The sequence below is a fragment of the Malikia granosa genome (assembly GCF_002980595.1).
In the GTDB taxonomy this organism is placed as follows: domain Bacteria; phylum Pseudomonadota; class Gammaproteobacteria; order Burkholderiales; family Burkholderiaceae_C; genus Malikia; species Malikia granosa.
In genome coordinates this window covers 1-4,061 of record NZ_PVLQ01000065.1, presented here as the reverse complement: position 1 = coordinate 4,061, position 4,061 = coordinate 1, and the positions used below count along the sequence as shown (strand labels likewise).

Below are 4,061 nucleotides of genomic sequence, written 5' to 3'. Positions count from 1 at the left end.
AGCTTGCGCCCGGTCAGCTTGGGGTAGACCCAACTTCAGTCGTGTCACCAGCCGCCATCTTGCTGTCGGAAAACGTCCAGCGCTGCCGACGCCTGTACGCAGCGCTGTTCACTTAGGGCGATAGGGGAGTAGCACCTTGAGGCTGGCCAAGCTGCGGCATAACATCGCGACTTTGCCAGAATTCATGCCCCTCTTCCTACACCATCACCCTGGAGCACGAAGAGAACATCGAGTACGTAGAGCAATGGAGTACGTGAGCACCGAAAAATCCGAATAAGTACTTGATTTTATTTAAAAAAATAAATATTTATGTGCGGTTTTGCGCATATTGCACCCATAGTGTCACGACTAAAAAATGAACATACAACAACTTCAATAAGTTGATTAGTAGACTTCAGTTGCCGGAGAAACATGCGTACTCACTCATAGCTATAAACAACTGAGGGATCGATAATTCATCCAACAGAAACTTAAAGGTGACGCATGGCTACTGAGAAACAGGCTGGGAAAAAACGGCTCAAGATGTCTGAACGGGCGCAGCAGCAACTAGAACTGCACTTTCCCAGCTACAGCCCGCTGTGGCTTTGGCGCCGAAAGACTAATGATGGGTACACCACGCTGCCCCGCACACTTCCATACACCATGCAGGCGATTGACGACCAGTCAAAAGGGCAGCCAGCTGGCCACACGCTGTTTTGCCTCTGGGCAAGGTCACCCGACCATCCCCTAGTGACTATCGAAAACCCCGCTACCTACGCGGCGGAAGCTGGATTCAGAGGCGAGCGGGCGGTAGACACTTGGAGGCGGCGCATGAAGCGGCTGCAGGAATTAAATTTTTGCAGTGCCAAGAAAGGCGCCTCAGGCGATTTTCACTACGTGCTCCTCTTGAATCCGAACGTCGCTATGGAAAACATGCGGAAGCTGGGCCTTGTTCAGACAGACCTATACGGCCGGTTCCTGGACCGTCTGGTTGAGGTGGGTGGTTTCGGTGAGGTACAAGCCATTCGAGCCCATTGGGATGCAGAGCGGGCCGCACAGGCTGCAGCTGCGTCGAGTACAGCCGATCAGCACCCAGGTGGATCTGCTGCCGCAGCATAATTTTCACATAATGAAAAACCTCTGCGGCGCCCTGCTACACCCGCGTCCAAGATTTCCGGTGAAGAAAACTCATGATCATTTACAAGCACGGCAAGAGCACCAGCAATACCTTCTGCGCACCCAAAACAACGGGGAAGGGAGGATGCCTGTCTTAGTGGCACGCGACATCCGGTGGATGCTTGTTGTCGCGCAATGGGTGGTCGCTGACGTGTCAGCCGAGAAGTTACACACGCTGTGAAACAGCATTCCGGGCGGGTGAGGCCGTACCCAGGGTTGGAAAAACGTACCCAAAAAGCACAACGCCACCCAGTGGGTGGCGCAGGCTCTAGTACATCAGGGGCATCACCAGTTTGGGCTGTACAGCTTAGCGGCACCTAGCTGGCAAGCTAGGTCTGGGAGCGGCTTATCCTAGTGTTTATAAGTAGAGTATATCAATCAAGGAACAGTAAGTCAAATGCCCTATCAAGAATTCTTGGAGACGATTTCTGCACCACGGAGCGGGGTCTACAAGCGTGTTTTTCGCACACAGACACCCGAGGAAACAGGTGGAGCAGTGCTTTGGGGCCAAGCGATGAGTATGGTCCTCCTGTCTCTGATGTCTACCTTCGAGGTAGCCCTCCGAAACCGCATCCACCGCAGCCTCTCTCGACAAGCAACGGAGAAGATGGGACCTGCCTCGGACTCATTTGCGTGGTACGACCAGCAACTAGGCATGCACAAGCTGGAGGGAGAAACTTTCACCAAGGTTGAGGCCATCTTGTCCGATGACCAAAAAATACGTCTGAAGGTGCAACCCTCGCCCGACAGCGTCATCGCGCGCCTGCCGTTCGGCGTCTGGCCAAATATTCTCGACCAACAGCTCCCTACCCCGGTGATCGAAGCGCGGACCTTCAAGGATGTCTTCCCCCACCATCCGAGGGCTAAGAACCACTGGAATCACGGCGACAACCGCAAAACTGTCGTTAATACGTTGAAAGATGTCCGTGCTTGGCGCAACCGCCTTGCCCACTGTAAGCCTGTCTGGTCGGCGGGCTGGTATAGAAGCAGCACCACACAGCACTGGGGAGAAGTACTTGACCGCGTGAAGAGTCGTCGCGCGGGGATGCTAGAGGTTCTTGGTTGGATATGCCCCAAGACGCTGGAGGTCTACAACCGCAGCTTCAGTAGCAGGTTGTTCAACGAGCTTGTTACCGAACACGCGGTGATGGCCCACATTTTTCGGCCGCTTGAACTGCACACGGGACCTATATCTCCCTGTGTCGATCCTGTTGAACTGATAGGGTACAAGGCACGGAGATAACCTGGAAGTGGGGGCGTTTCGTGGTTGAGGCGCGCTTCCTGGGGGCGAGCAGAAATGCCCGCCCCCTTTTTTTCAAGATCAGAAATCAGAATGACCGAGAACACCGACCAAGCTGAGCAGGCCAACCAGGCCGAACCCCGCGCCGAGCAGGCCAAGAGGCGCAAGCGGGGCCGCCCTTACACCTTCCACCAGGCCCGAGGCACCGCCAAGCTGGCCCGCGCGCTAGAACGCCGTGGAGCCCTTCGCCTGCGCTAGGATGAAAAATTTACGTCAGTGCGTCAATTTCTTGACCGACGTACTTTTTAATAAAAACTAGCGCAGCATCTGAAGACCCAACGATGATTTCCATGCTGCCGCCACTCAGCTGCAACACTCGGTTGTCTCCAATGGCAGTCCCAGACCAATCAGCAAGCCATGTGCTTCCTGGACGGCGGGTTGTGTACTCGACCTCATATGTGAAAAGTCCGAGACTTTTGTGCGTATGTGTTCCTGTGAATTTCATAATGTGAATTGCAAGGTGAAATTTAAAAATTATTGTTCTGACATTAGTTTAACAATTGCATTGTTATTTTGTTAATTAGTTAATCCACATTAACGGATACTCGACTTGTCGCAGCACAAAAGGAACAGGCCCGGGACGGGGTTGCCCTTGAGTGCGTCAGCGCGAATATGGGCAGCGAAGTGGCGACCGGCAGGTTAGCCAACTTCGCACATCCTGCCCACGGATCAGGGGTCATTGGATCGCCACAGCGGATGCACTAGCTCGCTACCAGTTCGCTACGGCCAGCCGCATCAGCAGGTGCTCGACCGGCGGAAAAGTCCGCCAATGTTCTCGACCAGGGCGGTGCATCTTGCCGACAGGCATCTGGCCCGATTCGACCCTGTGCGGCAGCACAGGCCATCGTGTTTTAACGCACTCGGCGATAGGCTGGGGCGCGGTCCCGCAGGCGCATCGCCAACCGGCCAGCCGAGCAGGTTTCGAGGCGCGCCAGCGCCTGCAGGCCCCGCAGGGGCCGGGAACGTCGGGCGGGTAGCCCGCCCGACCCAACCAGGCCACCGGCGCGCGAGGAGCAACCCGCGAGGCCGGCGCCGGCACGCCGGGGCGCGACTGCGCGGCAGGCCAGCAGGCCCGCCGAAATCCCCCCACGCGCCTTGCTAAACAGGAGACGCTGCAAGCGCCCGGAGCCTCAAGAAAAAAGAGGGGAGCCCCCTTGGGGGGCGGATGGGTGGGCGGGCGGGGGCCAATGCCCTGGGCGGCCGCCAGGCCGCACAGGGCCACACGCGAAGGGCGAAGCCCGCAGCGCTGACTAGGCCAGGGCGCTGGCATACCGGAAGGCCGGGGACGGCGCGCGGGCGTAGGGCGTGCAGCGACCGGGGAGCACGCGCGACGGCCCCGGCCAACCCCAACGGCCCGCAGCGGGCGAGCGCCGACTGGCACCGCGCGAGGTCCTTTAGCCTTCGCGACAGGCGCAGCCTGGCGCGCTGACCAAATGGGGAGCCCCCTTGGGGGGCGGACGGGAGGGTGGGCGGGGGCAGTGACCCCGCGCCTGGCGCAGCCGGGCGCGCTGACTGAAGCCGGCCCGTCACGCCAGCCAGCAGGCCAGTGCGGCGGCGCGGGCGGCGGGCGCGTAGCGACCGGGGAAGCCCGTGACGCCGCGCTGGC

Annotated in this window: 3 protein-coding genes; all 3 read left to right on the top strand. The window is 58.5% G+C overall.

All coding sequences use genetic code 11. The features are described 5' to 3' along the window. The first annotated feature begins 483 nt into the window (after positions 1–483). The 3 genes from C6P64_RS14480 to C6P64_RS18240 all read left to right on the top strand — a co-directional run bounded on the left by C6P64_RS14480 (position 484) and on the right by C6P64_RS18240 (position 2,653). Positions 484–1,098, top strand: coding sequence for a hypothetical protein (locus C6P64_RS14480; protein WP_170073119.1), 615 nt, complete (start codon positions 484–486; stop codon positions 1,096–1,098). A gap of 454 nt (positions 1,099–1,552) precedes the next feature. Further along, complete coding sequence (locus C6P64_RS14475) at positions 1,553–2,398, top strand: hypothetical protein (RefSeq protein ID WP_170073118.1); 846 nt, start codon at positions 1,553–1,555, stop codon at positions 2,396–2,398. A 90-nt stretch (positions 2,399–2,488) separates the two neighbouring features. Next, positions 2,489–2,653 carry a hypothetical protein gene (locus C6P64_RS18240; RefSeq protein WP_170073117.1) on the top strand — a complete coding sequence of 55 codons (165 nt, stop codon included), beginning with the start codon at positions 2,489–2,491 and terminating at the stop codon, positions 2,651–2,653. Positions 2,654–4,061 lie beyond the last annotated feature (1,408 nt).

Bases quoted from the DNA above. Each gene is read 5' to 3' on its own strand.
- C6P64_RS14480 (WP_170073119.1), top strand. From the start codon at position 484: ATGGCTACTGAGAAACAGGCTGGGAAAAAACGGCTCAAGATGTCTGAA.
- C6P64_RS14475 (WP_170073118.1), top strand. From the start codon at position 1,553: ATGCCCTATCAAGAATTCTTGGAGACGATTTCTGCACCACGGAGCGGG.
- C6P64_RS18240 (WP_170073117.1), top strand. From the start codon at position 2,489: ATGACCGAGAACACCGACCAAGCTGAGCAGGCCAACCAGGCCGAACCC.